This is a genomic window from Streptomyces sparsogenes (assembly GCF_001704635.1).
In the GTDB taxonomy this organism is placed as follows: Bacteria; Actinomycetota; Actinomycetes; order Streptomycetales; family Streptomycetaceae; genus Streptomyces; species Streptomyces sparsogenes.
In genome coordinates this window covers 65,291-87,983 of the sequence record NZ_MAXF01000029.1, presented here as the reverse complement: position 1 = coordinate 87,983, position 22,693 = coordinate 65,291, and the positions used below count along the sequence as shown (strand labels likewise).

Below are 22,693 nucleotides of genomic sequence, written 5' to 3'. Positions count from 1 at the left end.
CGACCGGGCGCGGCCGCGGGCGCATGGCCACAGGTGAAGGGGACACCGCGCTATGACCGTTGTCAACCGGCCGCAGGAGGGCCGGGCGGGAGGCTGGACCAGAGCGGTGACCGCCCGCCCGCGGCTCACACTGCTGCTCGCCCTGCTGTTCACGGCGCTGGCCGTCGTGGCCGGGCGGGGGGTCGCCGACCGGTTGGGAAGCGGCGGCTGGCAGGCCCCGGCCGCCGAGTCGGCGTACGCCACCAAGGCGCTGGAGAAGCACTTCCCCGCCTCCCAGCCCAATCTGCTGCTGCTCGTCGACAGCGGCGGGGCGACGGTCGACGCCCCGGCGGTCGCCGCCGAGGGCCGCGCGCTCGCCAGGAAGCTCGCGGGCGAGCCCTCGGTCACCGGCGTCACCTCCTACTGGGACGGGGCCGCCGGGCTGCGGGACCGGGGCGGGCATCAGGCGATCGTCGCCGCCCGGATCGTGGGCGACGAGTCCGCCGCCGCGAAGGTGCTGGAGCGCGTCGCCCCCGCCTACCGGGGTGACCACGGGCCGGTGAAGGTCTCGATCGGCGGCCCGGTCGCGGTGCGCCATGAGCTGCAGACCACCATCCAGGAAGACCTGCTGCGGGCCGAGATGATCGCCCTGCCCATCACCCTGCTGCTGCTCGTGATGGTCTTCGGCAGCGCGGTCGCCGCCCTGCTCCCGCTCTGCGTCGGCATCATCGCGATCCTGGGGACCAACGCCGTGCTGCGCGGCCTCACCGAGTTCACCGATGTGTCGGTGTTCGCGCTGAACCTGACCACCGCGCTCGGCCTCGGCCTCGCCATCGACTACGCCCTGTTCATCGTGCGGCGCTTCCGCGAGGAGCTGGGCCGGGGCGCCGGGACGCTGCCCGCCGTCGCCGCCACGCTGCGCACCGCGGGGCGCACGGTGCTGTTCTCCGCGCTGACCGTCGCCGTCTCGCTCGCCGCCATGCTGGTCTTCCCGCAGTACTTCCTGCGCTCCTTCGCCTACGCGGGCATCGCCGTGGTGCTGATCGCCGCGGCGGCCGCGCTGGTGGTGCTGCCCGCCGCGCTCGCCCTGCTCGGCGAGCGGGTGAACGCCCTGGATCTCACGCGGCTGATCCGCCGCGGCCGTCCCGCGCCGGGCGAGCCGGGGGCCGGCTGGGGCCGGATCGCCCGGCTGGTGATGCGGCGGGCCCCGCTGTTCGCGCTGGCCACCGCCGCCGGCCTGGTGGTCCTCGGACTGCCCTTCCTGCGGGTCGAGTTCGGCACCGCCGACGACCGCCAGCTGCCCGCGAGCGCCGAGTCCCACGTCGTCCAGCAGCACATCAGGGACGACTTCGCGGGCAGCCCCGGCGGGGCGATCGACATCCTCGTCGAATCCTCGCCCGGCCGGGCGGCCCTCGCCGACTACAGCGGCCGGATATCGGCCCTGCCCGGAGTGGAGCGCGTGGACAGCCCGGCCGGCCGGTTCGCCGGAGGCCGGCGAGTGGCGGAGCCCGGCCCGGCGGAGGCGGCGCGCGTCGCCGACGGGGCGGCCTACGTCACCGTGCTGGCCAAGGGAGAGGTGGTGGACCAGCCGAGCCAGCGGCTGGTGCGCGACATCCGGGCCCAGGACCCGCCGTTCGCCACCTCGGTCACCGGGATCGCCGCCGTCGTGGTGGACAGCAAGGACTCCATAGCCGAGCGGCTGCCCTGGGCGCTGGCCATCATCGTCGTGGTGACCCTGCTGCTGGTCTTCCTGCTCACCGGAAGCGTTCTGATACCCCTTCAGGCGGTGGTGCTCAACGCGCTGAGTCTCACCGCCATGTTCGGCGCGGTGGTGTGGGTCTTCCAGGAGGGGCACCTCTCCGGGCCGCTGTCGTTCACCAGCACCGGGGACATCGAGACCACCCTGCCGGTGCTGATGTTCTGCGTGGCCTTCGGGCTGTCCATGGACTACGGGGTGTTCCTGCTCTCCCGGATCAAGGAGGAGTACGACCGCACGGGGGACCACCGGGCCTCCGTCGAGTTCGGCCTGCGGCGCACCGGCGGGCTGATCACCGCCGCCGCGGTCATCCTGGCGGTCGTCATGGTGGCCATCGGCACCTCGCGGGTCACCAACACCAAGATGCTCGGCCTCGGCATCGCCCTGGCCGTGCTGATGGACGCCATGGTGGTGCGCAGCCTGCTGGTGCCCGCCGTGATGCGGCTCACCGGCCGGGCCACCTGGTGGGCCCCGGGCCCGCTGCGCCGGCTGCACGCCCGTATCGGCCTCAGCGAGGGCGAGTCCGCCACCCCCGGCACCGTCCCGGACACCCGGGACAGCCGCCCGGACATCCGAGACAGCCCGGACACCCGGGACGCCGGGGGTGGGTCCCGCGCCGCGCGGCCGGGCGGGGCGCGGGGCGAACGGGACGAGGTGAACGCGGGCCGCTAACGGTCCTCGGTCCCTCGCCGGGAGCGGTTGCCGGGTCTGAGGGTTACCCAGATCCGGATGGTGTCCGCGTACCAGTACGGCTTGCCGCCCTCCACGAGATCGGGGGGCGGCAGCAGACCGTGCTTGCGGTAGGACCGTACGGTGTCCGTCTGCACACCGATGTGCGCGGCGATCTCCTTGTACGACCAAAGCCTCCGGTCGGTCATCTCTCGCGCCTTTCCCGCAGGCGCCGCAGCCACGGCCCGCGAGGGCCGTCGGGGGAGCTGCGGCGCGACCGCTTGTGATCACTCAGCCTGTGCCCGGTCAACGACGGTGAGTGAGGTGAGGGAAGGCGTTGTTGAAGGGCTGTGACGGAAGGATCGCCGGGATGTGACGGCCGTGACGCCAGAGTTACCCAACGCGCATGACCCAGCCGTACAAACGCCGCACGCGTGGCTCAGCGGTAGAACGCGGGGCGCTCGATCATCTCCACGACCGTGCGCCGGCCGTCGGCCTGGGCCCGGACGCCCGCCGCGGAGACGGCGGCCGCGGCGTAGCCGTCCCAGGCGCTGGGGCCCTCCACCTCGCCGCGCCGGGTGGCGTTCACCCAGGCCTGCACCTCGCGGTCGTAGGCCTCCTCGAAGCGGGCCACGAAGTCGGGGGCGATCTCGCCGCCCCAGCCGCCGGTGCGGTTGATCAGCATGCCGTGGGCGTCGCCGACGCGCGCGGTGCCGCGCTCGCAGACCGCCTCCGCCTGCACCTGGTAGCCGAAGCCGCAGGTCGCGAAGATCTCGACATCGACCAGCGCGCCGCCGTCGGTCTCCAGGATCACCAGCTGGGGGTCGCCGAGCCCCTCGGGCGCGTTGGCGTTGGGGGTCGGGCGCAGCACCGTCACCGCGGTGATCTCCTGCTCCAGGAGCCAGCGGGACTGGTCCATCTCGTGCACCACCGAGTCGGTGATGAGCATGTCGGTGGTGAAGTAGGAGTGCACCGAGGCGTTGCGGTGGCGGCAGTGCAGCATCAGGGGACGGCCGAGTTCGCCGCTCGCGAGCAGCGACTTGAGCCGCATGAACTCGCTGTCGTAGCGGCGCATGAAGCCGACCTGGACCCGGCGGTGGCCCAGCCGCTGCTCGGCCTCCAGCACCCGCAGCGCGGAGGCCGGGTCCGGGGTGAGCGGCTTCTCGCACAGCACCGGCAGGTCCCGTTCGAAGGCGGCGAGCAGCGCCGCCTCGTGGGCCGGGCCGGGCGAGGCGATCAGCACCGCGTCCACGTCCGGGGCGGCCATGGCGGCGGCCGGGTCGGTGTAGGCCTGACAGCCCTCCACGCCGTGGGCGATGTGCTTGGCGCGCGCCTCGTCGATGTCGACGACGGCGGCCACCCGGGCGCCGCTGATCACCTCGTCGATCCGGCGGACGTGGTCGGCGCCCATCATGCCGGTCCCGATGACCGCGACCCCGAGCGTCCCCTGCTGCGTCATGGTGTCTCTTCTCTCTCTGTCCGGTGGGGGCGGGCTGTTCGGTGGGGGCGGGGGCGGGTCAGGCGCCGCAGGAGCGCAGGAAGCGGCGGGTGCGCTGGGCGATCGGGAACGGCTTGTCGGGCGGGCAGGGATACATGTCCTGCTCGACGATGGCGAACAGGTCCACGTCCAGCTTCCGGGCGGCGGCCAGCACCGGTTCGAGGGCGGGGACCCCGTGCGGCGGCTCGCACATGACGCCGCGCTGGACGGCGGGGCCGAAGGGCACCTCGTTCCTCACCACGTCGGCCAGGATCTCGGGATCCACCTGCTTGAGGTGGAGGTAGCCGATGCGCTCGCCGTAGGTCTCGATGAGCTTGACGCTGTCGCCGCCGCAGTAGGCGTAGTGGCCGGTGTCCAGGCACAGGCCCACCAGGTCCGGGTCGGTGGCGTCGAGGAAGCGGGCGACGTTCTCCTCGCCGTCGATGTGGGTGTCGGCGTGCGGGTGCACCACGATGTCGAGCCCGAAGCGCTCGCGCACCTCCCGGCCCAGCCGCTCCATGCCGGTGGACAGGTCGCGCCACTGCTCGGCGGTGAGCCGCGGCGGCTCGATCAGCTCGGCGGTCTTGTCGTCCCGCCAGAAGGAGGGGATGACGACCAGGTGCCGGGCGCCCATGGCCTGGGTGAGCGCCGCCACCTGCGAGACATGCTCCCAGGTGGCGTCCCAGACGCCGGGGCCGCGGTGCAGGGCGGTGAACACCGTGCCGGCCGAGACCTTCAGATTCCGCCGGCCGACCTCCTCGGCGAGCCGCGCCGGGTCGGTCGGCAGATAGCCGTACGGGCCCAGCTCGATCCACTCGTACCCCGCCTCGGCGACCTCGTCGAGGAAGCGCTGCCACGGGACCTGCTGCGGGTCGTCGGGGAACCACACCCCCCAGGAGTCGGGGGCCGAGCCGACCCGGATGCGGCCTGGGGCGGGTGCGGGGGAGGCGGCGGTCATGAAGGGGTTCTCCTCTCGCCGGCCGTCGGGGACCGGGGAAGGGCTGCGGTGCGGGTGCCGGCCCGGTGGTGTCCGGGACATGCTGTCCGGGCAGCTTCACGGCCCGGGTGGCCGTCCGTCAAGACTTCGTCAGGACATTCGGACGTAAGGTCAGGATGCCAGGCGAGGGGCGCGGGCCCGTACCCCTCCCCGGTGGCCCGCGCGCCAGGGGCGGGCATCAGCCGAAGTGTCGCCGATAGGTCCGAATGTAAGGACAAATTCTTGACACGGGGTGGGGGACACCTCTAGACCTGAAGGGCCACAGCCGCCCGGCAACTCCCGGGCCACCGGCCTGAGCTGTGTCTTTCCTGAAGGGGTGCGCATGAGTGAGCGGTACGACCTGATCACGATGGGCCGGATCGGGGTGGACATCTACCCCTTGCAGATCGGCGTACCGCTGCCGCAGGTCGAGACGTTCGGCAAGTTCCTCGGCGGCTCCGCGACCAATGTGGCGGTGGCCGCCGCCCGGCTCGGCCGCCGCACGGCGGTCATCAGCCGCACCGGCGCCGATCCGTTCGGCGAGTACGTCCACCAGGCGCTGCGCGACTTCGGCGTGGACGACCGCTGGGTCACCCCCGTCGAGGCCTACCCGACACCGGTCACCTTCTGCGAGATCTTCCCGCCCGACGACTTCCCGCTGTACTTCTACCGCCGCCCCAAGGCCCCCGACCTGGAGATCCACCCCGGCGAACTGGACCTCGACGCCGTGCGCGCCGCCCGCGTCTTCTGGATGACCGGCACCGGCCTGAGCGAGGAGCCCAGCCGCGCCGCCACCCTGACCGCGCTCGAGGCACGCGCCAAGGCCGGGCCGACCGTCTTCGACCTGGACTGGCGGCCGATGTTCTGGCCCGACCCGGCCGAGGCGCGCGCCCACTACGCTCAGGCGCTCCGCCACGCCACCGTGGCCGTCGGCAACCTCGACGAGTGCGAGATCGCCACCGGGGTCCGGGAGCCCGAGGCCTGCGCCGAGAGCCTGCTGGAGGCGGGGGTGGAGCTCGCCGTCGTCAAGCAGGGCCCCAAGGGCGTACTCGCCGTCCACCGCGACGGCACCAGGGCGGAGGTGGAGCCGGTCCCCGTCGAGGTCGTCAACGGCCTGGGCGCGGGTGACTCGTTCGGGGGATCCCTGTGCCACGGCCTGCTGTCCGGCTGGGACCTGGAGCGCGTCATGCGCTACGCCAACGCCGCGGGCGCCATCGTCGCGTCCCGCCTCGCCTGCTCCTCCGCGATGCCCACCGAAGCCGAGGTCGAGGCCCTGCTCGCCGGGCACTGACCCCAGGCGACCGGCCCGCCGGGCAAGTCGCCGCCACCCCGGCGAGTGAGCCGAGGCGAACCGAGCCCAGAAAACAAGAGGAGCACGCTTTGAGCATCAGCATCTCCGACCTCGTCACGGTGCGGAGCCGGCACCCGGAGGCGATCGCCGAGGCGGCCGCCCGCCGCGCCCGGCGCCCCCTCATCGGCGACAGCGGTCGTCTGATGATCATTGCCGCCGACCACCCCGCGCGCGGCGCCCTCGCCGTCGGAGGCCGCGAGCTGGCCATGGCCAACCGGGTCGAGCTGCTGGAGCGGCTGTGCGTGGCGCTGTCCCGCCCCGGCGTCGACGGCGTGCTCGCCACCGCCGACATCCTGGAGGACCTGCTGCTGCTCGGCGCCCTCGAGAACAAGGTCGTCATGGGCTCGATGAACCGCGGCGGCCTGGCCGGGGCCTCCTTCGAACTCGACGACCGCTTCACCGGCCACCGCCCCCAGGACATAGCCCGGCTCGGCTTCGACGCCGGCAAGCTGCTGCTGCGCATCGACTACTCCGACGAGGGCTCGCTGACCACCCTCGCCGCCACGGCCAGAGCCATCGACGAGATGGCCGAGCGCCGGCTGCCCGTCTTCGTCGAGCCCTTCATCTCCCGGCGGATCGACGGCAAGGTCCGCAACGACCTGAGCGCCGAGGCCGTCACCAAGTCCATCGCCATCGCCTCCGGCCTCGCCGGCACCTCCGCGTACACCTGGCTGAAGGTGCCGGTCACCGAGGACGCCGACGACATGGCCGCCGTCATGGAGACCTCCACGCTGCCCGCCGTCCTGCTGGGCGGGGACGTCGGCAGGACGCCCCGGGACCAGGAGGGCGCGTACGAGAAGTGGCGCAAGGCGCTGCGGCTGCCCACCGTCCAGGGCCTGGTGGTCGGCCGCTCGCTGCTCTACCCGGCGGAGGGCGGCGTCGAGCAGGCCGTCGACACCGCCGTCGGCCTGCTGTGACGGCGCCAGGACCAGGGACAGAGACGGCGCCAGGACCGGGGAAAAGAGGCGGCGCCAGGACCGGGGAAAGAGGCGGAGACTGACGACATGACCAGCGACCCTTCCACCAGCTTCCATCTGCCGGCCGGCAAGGCGGCCGCCGGCCCGTACGCCGTGCACATCGACCCCGCGCGGGCCGGGTGGGGCTACTCCTCCCTGCGCGTCCTGGACCTGCCGCCCGGCGGTACGCACGAGCTGTCCACCGGCGACAGCGAGTGGATCGTGCTGCCGCTGAGCGGCGGCTGCACCGTGGCGGCCGAGGGCCTGACCTTCGAACTGCACGGCCGGGAGAGCGTCTTCAGCGGGGTCAGCGACTTCGCCTACCTGCCGCGCGACGCCCACGCCCGGATCGCGAGCGAGGCCGGCGGGCGGTTCGCGCTCACCGGCGCCCGCTGCGAGCGCCGGCTGCCCGCACGCTACGGGCCGGCCTCCGCGGTCCCCGTCGAGCTGCGCGGCACCGGCAACTGCTCCCGCCAGGTCAACAACTTCGCCGCCGCAGGCGTCTTCGAGTGCGACAAGCTGATCGCGGTCGAGGTCCTCACCCCCGGCGGCAACTGGTCCTCCTACCCGCCGCACAAGCACGACGAGTGCCGCCCCGGCGAGGAGTCCGAGCTGGAGGAGATCTACTACTTCGAGATCGCCGCGGCGCACGGCAAGGAAGGCCTCGGCTACCAGCGGGTCTCCCCCTCGGGGCACGGCCGCGGCACGGACGTGCTCGCCGAGGTGCGCTCCGGCGACCTGGTCCTGATCCCCGACGGCTGGCACGGCCCCTCCATCGCCGCCCCCGGCCACGACATGTACTACCTCAACGTCATGGCGGGCCCCGGCGCGGAGCGCGACTGGCTGATCTGCGACCACCCCGACCACGCCTGGATCCGCGCCACCTGGCCGGACCAGCCGGTCGACCCCCGCCTCCCCCTCTACGACGCCCCCTTGGGAGACACACGATGAGTGGAGCCACCCGCAGGCTCACCACGGCCCAGGCCCTGGTGGAGTTCCTGGCCCACCAGTACACCGAGCGCGACGGGAGGCGGCGGCGCCTCATCGCCGCCTGCTGGGGCATCTTCGGCCACGGCAATGTGGCGGGTCTCGGCCAGGCGCTCCTGGAGACCGGCCGGGACGCCATGCCCTACCTCCAGGGCCGCAACGAACAGGCCATGGTCCACGCGGCCGTCGGCTACGCCCGCCAGTCCAACCGGCTCGCCGCCCAGGCCGTCACCACCTCCATCGGCCCGGGGGCCACCAACCTGGTCACCGGCGCCGCCCTGGCCACCATCAACCGGCTGCCCGTGCTGCTGCTGCCCGGCGACATCTTCGCGACCCGCCCCGCCGACCCGGTCCTGCAACAGCTCGAGGTCCCCTCCGCCGGCGATGTGTCGGTCAACGACTGTCTGCGGCCGGTCTCCCGCTACTTCGACCGGATCGTCCGCCCGGAATCCCTGATCCCGGCCGCGCTGCAGGCCATGCGGGTGCTCACCGACCCGGCCGACACCGGCGCCGTCACCCTCGCCTTCCCGCAGGACGTGCAGGCCGAGGCGTTCGACTGGCCCGAGGAGTTCTTCGCCGACCGCGTCTGGCACGTACGCCGCCCGGCGCCCGACCCGGCCGAGCTCGCCGCGGCCGCCCGGGCCGTGCGCGCCGCCCGGCGGCCGCTGATCGTCGCGGGCGGCGGCATCCACCACAGCGAGGCCGAGGACGCCCTGCGCGCCCTCGCCGACGCCACCGGCATCCCCGTCGCCTCCACCCAGGCGGGCAAGGGCTCGCTGCGCCACGACCACCCCGCCGACATCGGCGGCATCGGGCACACCGGCACCGCCGTCGCGGACGACCTCGCCCGCGGCGCCGACCTGGTCATCGGCGTGGGCACCCGCTACAGCGACTTCACCACCGCCTCCGCGACCCTCTTCCCGAACCCCGACGTCCGCTTCCTCAACCTCAACATCGCCCCGTTCGACGCGCACAAGCTCGCCGCGACCACCCTGGTCGCCGACGCACGCGCCGGCCTCGAAGCGCTCACCGAGGCGCTGGCCGGCCACCGCGTCGAGGAGGCGTACGAGGCCGAGTACGCCGCCGGAAAGGCCCGCTGGGAGGAGCGGGTCGACGCCGCGTACGCCGCCGTGGACGAGTCCGCCCGGCCCTCCCAGACCCAGGTCCTGGGCGCCCTCGACGCCGTCGTCGGCGACGAGGACGTCGTCATCAACGCGGCCGGCTCGCTCCCCGGCGATCTGCACAAGCTGTGGCGCGCCCGCTCACCGCGCCAGTACCACCTCGAATACGGCTACTCCTGCATGGGCTACGAGATCCCCGCCGCCATCGGCGTCCGGCTCGCGGCCCCCGACCGCCCGGTGTGGGCGCTGGTCGGGGACGGCACGTACCTGATGATGCCCACCGAGATCGTCACCGCGGTCCAGGAAGGCGTCAACATCAACATCGTGCTGATCCAGAACCACGGCTACGCCTCCATCGGAGGGCTCTCGGAGGAGACCGGCGGCGAGCGCTTCGGCACCGCCTACCGCTTCCGCGCCGCCGACGGCACGTACACCGGCGACCCGCTCCCCGTCGACCTGGCCGCCAACGCCGCCTCGCTGGGCATGGAGGTAATCCGGGCCGGCAGCGTCGCCGGACTGCGGACGGCGCTGGCCGCCGCGCGCGCCTCGGACCGGCCCACATGTGTCTATGTGGAGACCGAAACAGCCGACACAGTGTCCGGCGCGCCCGCCGCGCAGGCGTGGTGGGATGTGCCCGTCGCCCAGGCCGCGACCCGTCCGGCAGCCGTGAAGGCCCGCGAGCTCTACGACCGGCAGGCCGCCGCCCGCCGCCGCCACCTCTGATCTGTGAACGAAGAGAAAGGCCCGCAGCCATGAAGACCCTCAACCACTGGATCGGCGGCAAGCCCGTCGAGGGCGCGTCGGGCGAGTTCGGCCCGGTGTACAACCCGGCGACCGGCGCGCAGGACACCCAGGTGGCCTTCGCCTCCGTGGCGGAGGTGGACGCGGCGGTCGCCGCCGCCAAGGAGGCGTTCGCGTCCTGGGGCACCGTATCGCTGGCGAAGCGGACCGCGATCCTCTACAAGTACCGCGAGCTGCTGGACGCCCACCGCGACGAGATCGCCCGGCTGATCACCGCCGAGCACGGCAAGGTCCACTCCGACGCCCTCGGCGAGGTGGCCCGCGGCCTGGAGATCGTCGAGCTGGCGTGCGGCATCGCGGAGAAGCTGAAGGGCGAGCTGTCCACGCAGGTCTCCGGTGGGGTGGACGTGGCCTCGATCCGCCAGCCGCTCGGCGTGGTGGCCGGCATCACCCCGTTCAACTTCCCGGCCATGGTGCCGCTGTGGATGTTCCCGGTGGCCATCGCCTGCGGCAACACCTTCGTGCTCAAGCCCAGCGAGAAGGACCCCTCCGCCTCCTGGCGGCTGGCCGAACTGGCCGCCGAGGCGGGCCTGCCGGACGGCGTGCTCAACGTCGTCAACGGCGACAAGGTGGCCGTCGACCGGCTCCTCGAGCACCCCGACGTCGCCGCGGTCAGCTTCGTCGGCTCCACGCCCATCGCCCGGTACATCCAGTCCAGGGCCATCGAGCACGGCAAGCGGGTGCAGGCGCTCGGCGGCGCCAAGAACCACATGCTGGTGCTGCCCGACGCCGACCTGGACTTCGCCGCCGACAACGCCATCAACGCGGCCTACGGCTCGGCCGGCGAGCGCTGCATGGCCGTGTCCGTCGTGGTCGCGGTGGGCGACACGGGCGACGAGCTGGTGAAGAAGATCGCCGAGCGCGCCGCCAGGCTCCGCATCGGCCCCGGCGACGACCCGGCCTCCGAGATGGGCCCCCTCATCACCAAGGAGCACCGCGACAAGGTCGCCTCGTATGTGCACGGCGCCGCCGCGCAGGGCGCCGAGGTGGTGGTCGACGGGACGGGCTACACGGTCGAGGGCCACGAGAACGGCTTCTTCATCGGCGTCTCCCTGCTGGACAAGGTGCCCACCACCGCCGACGCCTACCGCGACGAGATCTTCGGCCCGGTGCTGTGCGTGGTCCGCGCCGAGACCTACGACGAGGCCATCGAGCTGATCAACAGCTCGCGGTGGGGCAACGGCACGGCCATCTTCACCCGCGACGGCGGCGCCGCGCGCCGCTTCCAGCTGGAGGTGGAGGCGGGCATGGTCGGCGTCAACGTGCCGATCCCGGTGCCCGTCGGCTACCACTCCTTCGGCGGCTGGAAGGACTCGCTGTTCGGCGACCACCACATCTACGGCAACGACGGCGTGCGCTTCTACACCCGCGGCAAGGTCATCACCACCCGCTGGCCGGAGCCCTCGGAGGAGGTCGGCATCAACCTCGGGTTCCCGAAGAACCACTGAGCCGCCGTGACCTTGTGATCGATCGCTCGTTCGGGTGAAGCCTCCCGCCGGTACGGATCCGGCGGGAGGCTTCGTGTGTATTCAGGGTGAGGGGGTCGCCAAGGCGGGGCTGTTACGGCCCTGTTGCACGGCGACGGGGCAACCATCCGCTCGGGGCGCGGGTCTCTCTTGGTGTTCGACCGATCAATGGCCACAAGGCCACTCACAGACTGATAAGCACCACACAGGGGGAAATCTCATGCTTCGTTCTCTTCGTCGCTCCGCGGCCCTCGCCGGTGGCTGCGCGGCCGCGCTCGGCCTCGGGCTCGTCCTCACCGCCGGCTCGCCCGCGTCCGCCGCCGAGCGGACCGACCCCAACGGCCGCTACACCGCGGAGGAGATCCACCACTTCCTGGAGGGCTTCTACGGCGACCACGGCCCGACCGCCTGGGAGCGCAAGCACCTAGTCTCCAAGCAGCTCAAGGAGAAGGCCGCCGAGAACCCCGGCTTCGACGTGCTGCTGTGCGCGCAGAACGAGCCGCTGGACATCGAGGTCGGGGAGGTCACCACGGCCCAGTCGGCGCGGGTGGGCTGGGCGACGATCACCACCACCTGGGGCGGCGAGCCGGGCACCGCGTCCTTCACCGCCTATGTGGACCTCGACGCCAGTAAGCCGATGAAGCTGCTGGACGTCGACTGCGGTGTGGCGGGCTGAGTGTCGCGCGGGCGCGACACCGACGAGGCGATGCCGCGGATGTGACTCTGCGGATGTGACGAACCAGTGCGGAACGGCCGGTTCAGTTTCCGTGGATCAAGGCCGTAACCTCGGCGTATGAGCTGGTCACACGCCTTGAAGGCGACCGCACGCGCGGGGCTTGCGATCGAGCGCACCAGGCTGGAACCGCTCGTCGCGCTGCGCGGCGCGTGCGGGGTCGCGCTGGTCATCGGCCTGACCCTGTGGCTCGGCTCGCCGACGCTGGCCGTCTCCTCGGCGTTCGGCGCCTTCTCGTCGGGGATCGCGACCTTCCAGCGCAGCTGGCGGCCGCGCCCCGCGCTGGCGCTGGCCGCCGCGGGCGGACTGGCGGTGTCCACGTTCCTCGGCTATCTGGCCGCCGCCCACACCGCGACCTTCCTCGTCATGATCGCCGCCTGGACGCTGCTGACGGGGATGGCCTGGGCGGTCGGCCCGGTGTCCGGGCTGGTGTCCACCCAGATGGTCGCGGTGATGCTGGTCACCGTCACCCTGCCGACCTCGGTGCTGGGCGCCCTGCAGCACGCCGCCCTGATCGGGCTCGGCGGGGTGGTGCAGGCCGCGCTCATCGTGCTCTTCCCGGTCCGGCCGTGGGGGGTGCAGCGCGACGCCCTCGCGGACGCGCTCGCCGCGGTGGCCGACTACGCGCGCCGGCTGCGCCACGACCCGGTGGCGCCGTTCGACCCGCAGCCGCTGATGGAGGCCCGCAGCGCCGCCGCCCTGACGCCCCGGCAGGCCCGGCGCCGCCCGCGCCAACTGCGTGGCTACCGGCTGCTCGCCGAGCGGATCCGGCCGGTGCTGGCCTCGCTCGCCGACCCGGTGGTCGGCGCCGCGCCGGACGGGCCCGAGCGCGACCGGGCGCGTGATCTGCTGGGGGCGACGGCCACCGTGCTGGACGCCGTCGCCCACGCGATCCGCTGGGGCAAGCCGGTGCGGCTGCCGCCCGACGCGATGGCGGTCCTGGAGGTGCCCCCGACCGGGCCGATGCTCAGCGGAGCCGCCCGCCGCGCCGCGCTGCGGCTGATGGCGCTGGTGGCCGATGTGGTGGAGTCCTCGGACGAGCCGGTGGAGGCCGTGACGGCCGAGGGGGCCAAGGACCGCCGCTATCTGCCCCGGCCCACCGTGCCCGGCATGGTGCCGGTGGCGCTGCGCGCCCTGCGGCGCGAGGCGCGGTGGTCCTCGCCCGTGCTGCGGCACGCGGTGCGGGTGTCGGCGGTCGCCTCCTGCGGCTATCTGCTGGGGGCCGCCCTGCCGTGGGGCCACGGCTACTGGGCGCCGCTCACCTCGGTGATGGTGCTGCGCCCGGACTTCGGCCAGACCTTCTCGCGGGGCGTGGCGCGCTTCACCGGCACGCTCGCGGGCGTGGTGCTCGGCGGCGCGGTGATGGCCCTGGCCCACCCCGGCCCGTATGTGAGCGCGGCGCTGGCCGTGGTCTGCGCGGCGTCGCTGTACCTGCTGATGCGCACCGGCTTCATCGTCGCCTCCGCGTGCGTGACCGCGTATGTCGTCTTCCTGCTGGGCATCGCGGGCGAGGGCTGGTCGCAGACGGTGGCGGCGCGGGTGGCGCTGACCCTGCTCGGCGGGGCGCTGGCGATGGCCGCCTATGTCGTCTTCCCCGCCTGGGAGACGCCGCTGCTGCGGGACCGGCTGGCCGACTGGCTGGGGGCGAACGGCCGCTATGCCGTCGCCGTCTTCGACGTCCACGCCCGCCCCGCCGACCGCCGCCCCCGCCAGGTGCGGGAGGCGCTGCTGGACGCCCGGGCCGCGCGGGCGGCCTGGGAGCAGAGCGAGGCGCGGGCCCATAAGGAGCCGGTGCGCCACCGCGGCCTGTCCCGGGGCGCCGCCCGGGCGGCGCAGACGGCGCTGTCCACCATGGGGCGGGTCACGATGCTGGTCGAGGCCCATCTGCCCGCCTCCGACGCGCCCGCGTCCAAGGAGGCCGAGGAGTTCGCGGAGGCGCTGCGGCAGTCGCTGCCGGAGGCGGTCACGGCCGTGCGGGAGCGCCGGGTGGCCGAGTGGGGCGCCGTGCACGAGGCCCTGGAGCGGTGGCAGGACCGGGAGGAGGAGCGGCCGGGGGTGGCGGTGCGCGGCGCCGAGCTGCTGGTGGAGGCCCTGGACGACCTGACCCAGGCCCTCGCCCGGCGGCCCGGTAAGCCAGGGAGCAGGCCAGGGGGTAATCCAGGGAAGGACTGACGCACCGCCTCAGCCGGGACTGCCGGGGCTGCCGGGGTTGTCGGGGTTGTCGGGGCTGCCGGGACTGCTGGGGCTTCCCTGGCCGCCGCTGAAGAGGCGCGCCAGGTGGGCGTCGATCAGGCCCATGGCCTCCTGGGGCGCGAGGGTCTCCATCAGCACCTCGCTGGAGAGCCCCTCGGTGAGCGCGATCAGCAGCGTCGCCTCGCCGACGGGATCCCGGTCCGCCGCCACCTCGCCCCGGGCGATGGCCGCCTTCACCTGGTCGGCGAAGAAGCCGCGGAGGGCCGCGGTGCCTTCCTTGGCGTGGGTGCGCAGCCGTTCGTCGTGCACGGCGCGTACGAAGTAGGAGATCTGCACCAGATGGCCGGTGCGGCTCGCGTCGTCCAGGGGCAGCATCTCGGCCAGCGTCTCGCGGAGGATGACCCACGGGGTGGGGGCGCCGGGCAGCGCCTCGATGCGGGTCCGTACGCGTTCCTCGGCCAGCTGCGCGATATGCCGGAGCGCGAAGACGATCATGTCGTCCTTGCTGGTGAAGTAGTGCTGCAGCTGCCCCAGCGAGATCCCCGCCTCCGTGGCCACATCGCGCAGGCTCGCCCCGTCCAGGCCGCGCTCGGCGGCGATCCGCCACAGCGCCCTGGCGATCTGTCTGCGCCGTTCCTCGTGGTCCACCCGCTTCGGCACACCGGCCTCCCTTCCCGCTTTCGCAAGTCGATCGTATTGCTATACCGTGGCGGGCGCGTGCCAATACAGTTGACTTGAAAAAGCCGGGGGATCTCCCATGTCCATGCCCACACCCGCGCCCCGTCTCAGGGATCCGCTCCACGGGGTCGATCCGCGCGCCCGCCGCTGGTGGACCACACAGGCGCTGCTCGTGGTGAGCGGGCCGATGCTGCTGACCGCCGCCGCCCTGCTGGTCCTCTCGCTCCTCTTCTTCCCCAGCGCGCTGCCCTGGCTCGGCCCGCTGCTGCTGGTCACCCTGGTGCTCCCCGCGCTCGGCTACGTCTGGGCCATGCCCCGGTGGCGCTACCGCACCCACGCCTGGGAGCTGGGCGTGCGCGCGGTCTACGCGGCGAGCGGCTGGTTCTGGCGCAAGCGGCGCATCGCCCCGCTGTCGCGGGTGCAGACCGTCGACACCGTGCGCGGCCCCCTCCAGCAGGTCTTCGGGCTGGCCACCGTCACCGTCACCACCGCCTCCACGGCGGGCGACGTCCGCATCGCGGGGCTCTCCGACGCCGACGCGCGGGAGCTGGCCCGGCGCATCGGCGACGCGGCGCAACTGGTGCCCGGTGATGCCGCGTGACCACCCACGGCACGACCCCGGACGACCCCGGACGGCACGACCCCGGATGGCACGGCCCCCGACGACGCGACGCGCGACGAGACGGAGGTCCCCTGGCGCGCGCTCGACCCCCGCACCATCGCGGTCCACTGCGGCTGGATGGCGGCCCCGCTCGCCTCGCTCGCGCTCACCGCGCTGGCCACCGGGGGCCACCTGGGCGACCGGGCCTGGATCACCCTCGCCGTCATCGCGGCCACCTTCGCCTGCGTCACCGCCGCCGGGCTGATCGGCTGGTCGCGCACCCGCTACCGGGTCACCGCCGACTCCTTCGAACTGCGCAGTGGCCTGTTCGTCCGCCGGCTGCGCGCGATACCGCTGCACCGGGTGCGCAACGTCGACCTGACCGCCCATCCCGTGCAGCGGCTCTTCGACCTGGTCGTGCTGCGCGCGGGCACCACCGGGGCCACCGGCGGCCGCGACGGGCTCACCCTGGAAGCCCTCACCCGCCCCGCCGCCGAGCGGCTGCGCGCCGAACTGCTGGCCCGCGCGGGTGGCGGCGACGCCGCCGACGAGCCGGTCCTGTCCACCGGGGACCCGCGCTGGCTGCGCTACGCCCCGCTCACGTTCTGGGTGTTCGGAGGGGTGTTCGCGGCCGTGGGGGCGGTGTGGCGGGTCCTGGACGACCTGGGCGTGCAGCCGTGGCGCATCGGGGTCGTCCGCCGCGCCTTCGAGCAGTTCGGCCACAGCGCCCTGTGGCTGACGGTCCCGCTGGCCCTGCTGGCCGTGGCCGCAGTGGGCAGCGTCGGCGCGCTCGCCGTGTACGCCGAGAACTGGTGGCGGTACCGCCTGGAGTGGGCGGACGCGGGCACCCTGCGGGTGCGGCGGGGGCTGCTCACCACCCGCTCGGTCTCCATCGAGCGCGCCCGGCTGCGCGGCGCGGTGCTGCGCGAGCCGATGCTGCTGCGCGCGGCCGGCGGGGCGACCGTACGGGCCGTGGCCGGCGGCCTCGGCGACAGCGAGGAGAACCGCGCGCGCAGCACGGTGCTCCCGCCCGCCCCGCGCGCGGAGGCGCTGCGGGTGCTCAACGGCGTCCTCGCGCTGCCCGGTGCCCTCCCGCCGCCCGGCGTGGCGCCCGTCGGCGAAGCGCTCTTCGACCGGCCCGAGTTGGTCCGCCACCCGCGCGCCGCCCTCCGCCGCCGTTTCGCGCGCGGCATGGCGTGGACCGTGGCGCCGGTGACGGCCGCTCTCGTCGTCCTCGGGGCGCTGCTGTCGCTGCCCGTGCTGCTGTACTGCGCCGGGGGCTTCCTCCTCCTCGCGACCCCCGTCGCGTACGCCCTGGCGCGCGACGCGTATCGCACGCTCGGCCACGGGCTGCCGGACGGACCCGACGGCCATCTGCTCATCCGCTCCGGCACCTTCAGCCGCGACACCGTCGCCCTCGCCCGCACAGCGGTGCTGGCCTGGACGTTCACCGACACCCCGATGGCGCGGCGGGCCGGGGTCACCACGGCGACGGCGGCCGTCGCGGCGGGGGAGGGCGGCTATCGCATCCCCGATATGGCGGCGGGGGAGGCGGCGGCCTTCGCGCACGCGGCGACGCCGGGCATCCTCGACGAGTTCCTCGCCTGGTGACGGGTGGGGCCGCCTCCGGGCCGCCCCCCGGGCCGCCGCCTCGGGGCGGCCCCACCGGGAATCCGTGGCGGCCCCACCGACCGGGCCCGTGGCAGACGCTCGCCCGGGGATGCTACGGTGCGGGGTCATGAGCAGCCCGGAGTCCGACAGACCGTAGCCACCGGCGAGTACCGGTGGCGTCAAGGCCGTTGAGCCACGCACACCGGTGGCCGGATCTCCGTTTCCTGGGCAGCGGACGACTCCGACCGGATGTTGAGTGTCGACTCCCCTTCGAGGGCACCTGATTCCCCTGGTTCCCGCGATGGTTCCCGCGATCTCCTTTCGGCGCACTCTCCCGTAGGCGCACTTCCGTGCCGGCGCGCTCTCCGTAGGCGCGCTGTCGCGCGGGCGCACTCCTCCTGGTGAGCCACTCCGTCGGTGAACGCTGCCCGTTCGCAGTCACGTCACCTTCACCTTCACCTTCACGCGGGGAGTACCCCTATGCCCTTTGCCGTCTACATGCTCGGGCTGGCCGTGTTCGCCCAAGCCACCTCGGAGTTCATGCTGTCCGGCCTGGTGCCGGACATCGCCGCCGACCTGGGGGTCTCCATCCCCCAGGCCGGCTTCCTGACCTCGGCCTTCGCCATCGGCATGGTCGTCGGCGGGCCGCTGCTCGCCATCCTCACGCTGCGCTGGCCACGGCGGACCGCGCTGGTGGCGTTCCTCGTGGCGTTCGCCGCCGCCCATGTCGTCGGCGCGCTCACCGACGACTACGGCGTGCTGCTGGCCACGCGGATCGTCGGCGCGCTCGCCAACGCCGGATTCTGGGCGGTGGCCGCCGGCGCGGCGGTCGGCATGGTGGAGCCGGGGGCCAAGGCCCGCGCCATGGCGGTGGTGTTGGGCGGGGTCACGCTGGCCTGTGTGGCGGGTGTGCCCGGCGGCGCGGTGCTGGGGCAGCTGTGGGGCTGGCGGTCGGCGTTCTGGGCGGTGGCCGGGCTGTCCGTCGCGGGCCTCGTCGCCGTCCTGGCCTCGATCCCGGCCGGCCGCCCCGACGCGCCCGCGACCGGGCTGCGCGCCGAGCTGCGCGCGCTGGTCGGCCCCCAGCTGCTGACCGCCTACGCCATGAACGCCCTCGTCCAGGGCGCGACCTTCTGCACCTTCACCTATCTCGCGCCGCTGCTGACCGAGGTCAGCGGCTACGGCGACGGGTGGGTGCCCGCGATGCTGGTGCTGTTCGGCCTGGGCGCGTTCGTCGGCATCACCGTCGGCGGCCGGATCGCCGACGCCCGGCCGTATACGGTCCTGCTGGCCGGCATGAGCGCGCTGACGCTCGGCTGGGCCGTGCTGGCCCTGACGGCCGGGGGCGCGGTGGCCGTGTTCGCGCTGGTCTTCGTCCAGGGCATGCTCGCGTTCGGTATCGCCCCCGCCCTGACCTCGCGCACCTTCTACCTGGCCGGTGGCGCCCCCACCCTCGCGGGAGGGTTCCTCACGGCGGCGTTCAACGTCGGCAACACGGCGGGCCCCTGGTTCGGCGGGCTCACCATCGACGCCGGCCTCGGATTCCGCGCGCCGGTGTGGACCAGCGCGCTGATGATGGCCGTCGCGCTGGGCACGCTCGGCCTCGCGGCGGTCCTGCGCCGCCGCGACGAGCGGCGCGAGGAGACGCCGGCGACGGCGGCGGTCTGAGCCCAAGGCCGAGCACGGGGTCCGAGGAGGGCCGCCACCGCCGGCCATACGGGTCGGCGTACGACACCCTCGTACGCCGACCCGTACACCCTCGTACGGTCAGCCCCGGTTCCTGCCGCCGCCCTTGACGCTCGCCCGCAGGAACTCCCGGTTCATCATGGAGATGCTCTGCAGCGGGATCCCCTTGGGGCAGGCCACCGCGCACTCGCCCGTGTTGGTGCAGCCGCCGAAGCCCTCCTCGTCCATCGCCCCGACCATGTCCAGCACCCGCGACTCGCGCTCCGGCTGCCCCTGCGGCAGCACGTTCAGATGGACGACCTTGGCCGAGGTGAAGAGCATCGCCGAGCCGTTGGGGCAGGCCGCCACGCACGCCCCGCAGCCGATGCACTCGGCGTGCTCGAAGGCCGTGTCGGCGACCGGCTTGGGCACGGGGGTGGCGTGGGCGTCGGGGGCGCTGCCGGTCGGCGCGGAGATGAAGCCTCCCGAGCCGATGATCCGGTCGAAGGCCGAGCGGTCCACGACCAGGTCCTTGACCACCGGGAAGGCGGCGGCGCGCCACGGCTCGACGTCGATCGTGTCGCCGTCGGAGAAGTGGCGCATGTGGAGCTGGCAGGTGGTGGTCCGCTCGGGGCCGTGCGCCTGGCCGTTGATGACCATGCCGCACGCGCCGCAGATGCCCTCGCGGCAGTCGTGGTCGAAGGCCACGGGCTCCTCGCCGCGCAGGATCAGCTCCTCGTTGAGGGTGTCCAGCATCTCCAGGAAGGACATCTCGGGCGAGATGCCGTCGATTTCGTACGCGGTCATGGCGCCGGGCTGCTCGGGGCCGCGCTGGCGCCAGATCCGCAGGGTGAGCCTCATGCGTAACTCCGCTGCGTGGGGTGGACGTACTCGAAGGCCAGGTCCTCGCGGTGCAGGACGGGCGCGCCGCCGGTGCCCTGGCCGTGCTCTCCCGGGGGCCGGCCCCCGGACCCCCGGTATTCCCAGGCCGCCACGTACGAGAAGTTCTCGTCGTCGCGGGCCGCCTCGCCGTCGGGCGTCTGGCTCTCCTCGCGGAAGTGGCCGCCGCAGGACTCGGTGCGGTGCAGCGCGTCCAGGCACATCAGCTCGGCCAGCTCCAGGTAGTCGACGACGCGGTTGGCCTTCTCCAGCGACTGGTTGAGTTCCTCGCCGGTGCCCGGCACCTTGATCCGCCGCCAGAACTCCTCGCGGAGCGCCGGGATGCGGTCGAGCGCCTTGCGCAGCCCGGTGTCGGTGCGGGCCATGCCGCACTCGTCCCACAGCAGTTCGCCGAGCTCGCGGTGGAAGGAGTCGGGGGTGCGGTCCCCGTCCACCGCCAGCAGCCGCGCCAGGCGGCCTTGCACCTCCGCCACCGCCTCGGTGACCGCCGGGTGACCGGGGTCCACCTCGCCGTGCGGGTGGCGGGCCAGGTAGTCGTTGATGGTGGCGGGGAGGACGAAGTAGCCGTCGGCCAGGCCCTGCATCAGCGCGGAGGCGCCGAGTCGGTTGGCGCCGTGGTCGGAGAAGTTGGCCTCGCCGATCGCGAACAGGCCGGGCACGGTGGTCTGCAGGTCGTAGTCGACCCACAGGCCGCCCATCGTGTAGTGGATGGCCGGGTAGATCCGCATCGGCACCCGGTACGGGTCCTCGGCGGTGATCCGCTCGTACATCTCGAAGAGGTTGCCGTACTTCTCCGCCACCGCCTCGCGGCCCATCCGGGCGATCGCGTCGGCGAAGTCCAGGTAGACGCCCTGGCCGCCCGGGCCCACCCCGCGCCCCTCGTCGCACACGTTCTTCGCGGCGCGGGAGGCGATGTCGCGGGGCACCAGATTGCCGAACGACGGGTAGATGCGCTCCAGGTAGTAGTCCCGCTCGTCCTCGGGGATCTCGGCCGGCGGGCGGGTGTCGCCCTTGGCCTTGGGCACCCAGATGCGGCCGTCGTTGCGCAGCGACTCGCTCATCAGGGTCAGCTTGGACTGGTGGTCGCCCGAGCGCGGGATGCAGGTGGGGTGGATCTGGGTGAAGCAGGGGTTGGCGAAGTACGCGCCGCGCCGGTGCGCCCGCCAGATGGCCGTGGCGTTGCTGTTCTTGGCGTTCGTCGACAGGTAGAAGACGTTGCCGTAGCCGCCGGAGGCCAGGACGACGGCGTCCGCGAAGTACGTCGAGATCTCGCCGGTGATCAGGTCGCGGGCCACGATGCCGCGGGCCCGTCCGTCGATGACGATCAGGTCGAGCATCTCGGTGCGGGGGTGCATCTCGACGTGGCCCGCGGCGATCTGCCGCGACAGCGCCTGGTACGCGCCGAGGAGCAGCTGCTGGCCGGTCTGGCCGCGGGCGTAGAAGGTGCGGGAGACCTGGACGCCGCCGAAGGAGCGGGTGTCCAGCAGCCCGCCGTACTCGCGGGCGAACGGCACGCCCTGGGCCACGCACTGGTCGATGATCTCCACCGAGACCTGGGCGAGGCGGTGCACATTGGACTCGCGGGCGCGGAAGTCGCCGCCCTTGACGGTGTCGTAGAACAGCCGGCGGATGGAGTCGCCGTCGTTGCGGTAGTTCTTGGCCGCGTTGATGCCGCCCTGGGCCGCGATCGAGTGGGCCCGCCGCGGCGAGTCCTGGTAGCAGAACTGCACCACGCGGTAGCCCTGCTCGGCGAGGGTCGCCCCGGCCGCGCCGCCCGCGAGCCCCGTGCCGACCACGATCACCGTGTACTTGCGGCGGTTGGCGGGGTTGACCAGCTTGGCCTCGAAGCGGCGGCGGTCCCAGCGCTCCTCGATCGGGCCGTCCGGGGCCTTGGTGTCGGTGATCGGCTCGCCGGTGGTGTACGCCGTATACGCGCTCATGTCAGCTCACTACTCCGGTCATGACGCCGATGGGCACGGAGATGAACCCGCCGGCCAGGACGACCGCCACGGCGGTCGAGGCGATCTTGAGGGCCCGGTCGCGGTGCGGGCGGCCCGCCCCGAGGGTCTGGATGGCGCTCCACAGGCCGTGCCTGATGTGCGCGCCGAGGGCCAGCATCGCCACGATGTAGATGGTGTTGCCATACCAGGTGGAGAAGGTCGCGACCACGTTCTGGTACGGGTGGCCGGGCTCGGCGCGCTCGTTCACGGTGAGCGTGGTCAGGTCCAGGATGTGCCAGACGACGAACAGGCCGAGGATCACACCGCCCCAGCGCATGGTCCGGGTCGCGTAGCTCGCGCCCTGCCTGCGGCGCGCGTACTTCCGCGGCCGCGCCGCCAGGTCCCGGCGGCTGAGCTGGTACGCGGCCACGCCGTGCAGCACCACGGAGGCCACCAGCGCCACCCGGACCAGCCACAGGAACCACTCGTAGTGCAGCGCGGGCTCGCCGATGACGCGCAGCCAGTGCGCGTAGTGGTTGAACTCCCCGGGGCCGAAGAAGATCTTGAGGTTGCCGAACATATGGGCCGCCAGATAGGCCAGCATGACCAGCCCGGTGACGGCCATCACCGCTTTCTTGCCGACGGTCGAGCGCCACACGGAGCCGATCAGTGACGGCCTCCGCGCGGGCTTCCGCGGCGGTTCCGGCCGCTGTCGCGGCCCCTTCTGGGCGGGCCGCTCAGGGTCCGTCCGCGTCGCCAGTGCCATGGGACAAGACGCTAGGCAGCCCTTGGCGATTCGTCCAAGACATGGTATGGCTGGAATCGATAGAGCATGC

General features: G+C 73.3%; 18 protein-coding genes. 11 read left to right on the top strand and 7 right to left on the bottom strand.

All coding sequences use genetic code 11. The features are described from left to right. The first annotated feature begins 52 nt into the window (after positions 1 to 52). On the top strand, positions 53 to 2,407 hold the full coding sequence (locus tag BBH68_RS06090) for an MMPL family transporter (RefSeq protein WP_079150831.1): 2,355 nt from the start codon (positions 53 to 55) through the stop codon (positions 2,405 to 2,407). Here BBH68_RS06090 and BBH68_RS06085 read toward each other — a convergent pair. From BBH68_RS06085 to BBH68_RS06075, 3 genes are all read right to left on the bottom strand, one after another. Next, positions 2,404 to 2,613, bottom strand: coding sequence for a helix-turn-helix transcriptional regulator (locus tag BBH68_RS06085; RefSeq protein WP_065959485.1), 210 nt, complete (start codon positions 2,611 to 2,613; stop codon positions 2,404 to 2,406). The two genes, BBH68_RS06090 and BBH68_RS06085, sit on opposite strands and share 4 nt — an antisense overlap. A 230-nt stretch (positions 2,614 to 2,843) precedes the next feature. Beyond that, positions 2,844 to 3,863, bottom strand: coding sequence for a Gfo/Idh/MocA family protein (locus tag BBH68_RS06080; protein ID WP_065959482.1), 1,020 nt, complete (start codon positions 3,861 to 3,863; stop codon positions 2,844 to 2,846). A 58-nt stretch (positions 3,864 to 3,921) separates the two neighbouring features. Next, positions 3,922 to 4,839, bottom strand: a complete 918-nt coding sequence (locus tag BBH68_RS06075; protein WP_065959481.1) for a sugar phosphate isomerase/epimerase family protein — start codon at positions 4,837 to 4,839, stop codon at positions 3,922 to 3,924. 361 nt (positions 4,840 to 5,200) lie between these two features. Between BBH68_RS06075 and iolC the strand changes: the two genes are divergently transcribed. The 7 genes from iolC (at position 5,201) to BBH68_RS06040 (ending at position 14,444) form a co-directional block, all read left to right on the top strand. Further along, entirely contained in the window at positions 5,201 to 6,148 is a 948-nt protein-coding gene (iolC, locus tag BBH68_RS06070) for a 5-dehydro-2-deoxygluconokinase (RefSeq protein WP_065959479.1), read from the top strand. An 89-nt stretch (positions 6,149 to 6,237) separates the two neighbouring features. Continuing rightward, positions 6,238 to 7,125 carry a Cgl0159 family (beta/alpha)8-fold protein gene (locus BBH68_RS06065; protein WP_065959478.1) on the top strand — a complete coding sequence of 296 codons (888 nt, stop codon included), beginning with the start codon at positions 6,238 to 6,240 and terminating at the stop codon, positions 7,123 to 7,125. Between the two features lie 87 nt (positions 7,126 to 7,212). Continuing rightward, complete coding sequence (iolB, locus tag BBH68_RS06060) at positions 7,213 to 8,115, top strand: 5-deoxy-glucuronate isomerase (protein WP_065959475.1); 903 nt, start codon at positions 7,213 to 7,215, stop codon at positions 8,113 to 8,115. Continuing rightward, complete coding sequence (gene iolD / locus BBH68_RS06055) at positions 8,112 to 9,995, top strand: 3D-(3,5/4)-trihydroxycyclohexane-1,2-dione acylhydrolase (decyclizing) (protein WP_065959474.1); 1,884 nt, start codon at positions 8,112 to 8,114, stop codon at positions 9,993 to 9,995. The genes iolB and iolD overlap by 4 nt, the downstream gene beginning before the upstream one ends. Positions 9,996 to 10,024: 29 nt before the next feature. Then, positions 10,025 to 11,521 carry a CoA-acylating methylmalonate-semialdehyde dehydrogenase gene (locus tag BBH68_RS06050; protein ID WP_065959473.1) on the top strand — a complete coding sequence of 499 codons (1,497 nt, stop codon included), beginning with the start codon at positions 10,025 to 10,027 and terminating at the stop codon, positions 11,519 to 11,521. A gap of 238 nt (positions 11,522 to 11,759) precedes the next feature. Beyond that, positions 11,760 to 12,215, top strand: a complete 456-nt coding sequence (locus BBH68_RS06045; protein WP_065959470.1) for a hypothetical protein — start codon at positions 11,760 to 11,762, stop codon at positions 12,213 to 12,215. A 117-nt stretch (positions 12,216 to 12,332) separates the two neighbouring features. Next, positions 12,333 to 14,444: an FUSC family protein gene (locus BBH68_RS06040; RefSeq protein ID WP_065959469.1), complete on the top strand. Its 2,112-nt coding sequence runs from the start codon at positions 12,333 to 12,335 to the stop codon at positions 14,442 to 14,444. Between the two features lie 9 nt (positions 14,445 to 14,453). Here BBH68_RS06040 and BBH68_RS06035 read toward each other — a convergent pair whose 3' ends face one another. Beyond that, on the bottom strand, positions 14,454 to 15,125 hold the full coding sequence (locus tag BBH68_RS06035) for a TetR/AcrR family transcriptional regulator (RefSeq protein WP_065959467.1): 672 nt from the start codon (positions 15,123 to 15,125) through the stop codon (positions 14,454 to 14,456). 97 nt (positions 15,126 to 15,222) lie between these two features. Here BBH68_RS06035 and BBH68_RS06030 point away from each other — a divergent pair, with 97 nt between their 5' ends. The 3 genes from BBH68_RS06030 (at position 15,223) to BBH68_RS06020 (ending at position 19,020) form a co-directional block, all read left to right on the top strand. After that, the gene (locus tag BBH68_RS06030) at positions 15,223 to 15,744 is read left to right on the top strand and encodes a PH domain-containing protein (RefSeq protein ID WP_065959463.1); all 522 of its coding nucleotides are present in this window, start codon (positions 15,223 to 15,225) and stop codon (positions 15,742 to 15,744) included. Positions 15,745 to 15,882: 138 nt separating this feature from the next. After that, positions 15,883 to 17,355: a PH domain-containing protein gene (locus BBH68_RS06025; protein WP_079150830.1), complete on the top strand. Its 1,473-nt coding sequence runs from the start codon at positions 15,883 to 15,885 to the stop codon at positions 17,353 to 17,355. Between the two features lie 480 nt (positions 17,356 to 17,835). After that, positions 17,836 to 19,020: a Cmx/CmrA family chloramphenicol efflux MFS transporter gene (locus BBH68_RS06020; RefSeq protein WP_065959461.1), complete on the top strand. Its 1,185-nt coding sequence runs from the start codon at positions 17,836 to 17,838 to the stop codon at positions 19,018 to 19,020. A gap of 99 nt (positions 19,021 to 19,119) precedes the next feature. Here BBH68_RS06020 and BBH68_RS06015 read toward each other — a convergent pair whose 3' ends face one another. Genes BBH68_RS06015 through BBH68_RS06005 form a run of 3 tightly spaced genes read right to left on the bottom strand, consistent with a single transcriptional unit; the run spans position 19,120 to position 22,623 of the window. Continuing rightward, the gene (locus BBH68_RS06015) at positions 19,120 to 19,878 is read right to left on the bottom strand and encodes a succinate dehydrogenase/fumarate reductase iron-sulfur subunit (RefSeq protein WP_065959459.1); all 759 of its coding nucleotides are present in this window, start codon (positions 19,876 to 19,878) and stop codon (positions 19,120 to 19,122) included. Then, positions 19,875 to 21,857, bottom strand: a complete 1,983-nt coding sequence (locus tag BBH68_RS06010) for a fumarate reductase/succinate dehydrogenase flavoprotein subunit (RefSeq protein WP_065959458.1) — start codon at positions 21,855 to 21,857, stop codon at positions 19,875 to 19,877. The genes BBH68_RS06015 and BBH68_RS06010 overlap by 4 nt, the downstream gene beginning before the upstream one ends. A 1-nt stretch (position 21,858) precedes the next feature. Next, a complete protein-coding gene (locus BBH68_RS06005; protein ID WP_104531229.1) occupies positions 21,859 to 22,623 on the bottom strand; it encodes a succinate dehydrogenase in 765 nt (254 codons plus the stop codon). Positions 22,624 to 22,693 lie beyond the last annotated feature (70 nt).